The sequence below is a fragment of the Streptomyces sp. AC627_RSS907 genome (assembly GCF_019049165.1).
The window spans coordinates 1-622 of the sequence record NZ_JAGMUE010001018.1 but is presented as its reverse complement, the minus strand read 5'-3'; the positions used below and the strand labels follow the sequence as shown (position 1 = coordinate 622).

1 protein-coding gene is annotated in these 622 nt (G+C 65.0%); it reads right to left on the bottom strand.

Translation table 11 applies throughout. The features are described 5' to 3' along the window. Positions 1-622: substrate-binding domain-containing protein (locus KUM32_RS40005; protein WP_217146628.1), on the bottom strand; the 622-nt coding region annotated here is incomplete at both ends.

Here is a 622-nt window from a genome sequence, read left to right as displayed (position 1 = left end):
GTGTAGAGGCGTTCGGTCGCCCAGAACGGGTAGCTGTCCGGCTTGTTCAGTACGATTTCCGGCGCCTTCCCGTTGAGTTGGACGGCGGTGAGAGCACGGCGAGAGCTTGCGGAGTACGTCTCCGCGTAACCGATCGCCCCTGGCGCCCCCTCGATGGCGTCCAAGGCGGACTCCGTGTCCGAAGCCTCGCAGTGCCGGGAGCGGGAGGACGGTTGGTTGTTCCTGGTGGTGCAGTCGGAAAGCCCGATGAGCTGGCCGGTGGGTATGCCCTCCAGCACCTCCCGTTCGAAGGTGATGCGGGTGCCGGACTGGGAGTCCCGGGTGATCAGGCTGATCGGCAGGTTCTTGCCGCCCACGTCTTTCCAGTTGGTGTGTTTGCCACTGAAAATCCCGCGCAGTTGTTCCGTAGTGAGGTCCTTGACGCCGCTCCCACGGTTGACCACCACGCTGAGCGGGACGACGCTGACCGGTCGGTGTGCGGTCAGGCCCTTGTAGCTGTTGGTCTCTGGGGCCCGGACATCCGACATGGCGATGAAGGCGGGCTGGCGGTCGGGGTCTTCGCGGCCGGCGTGACTCAGGTTCCTGAGCCCGTTCAGGCTACCGTTGGCACGCACTTCGATCT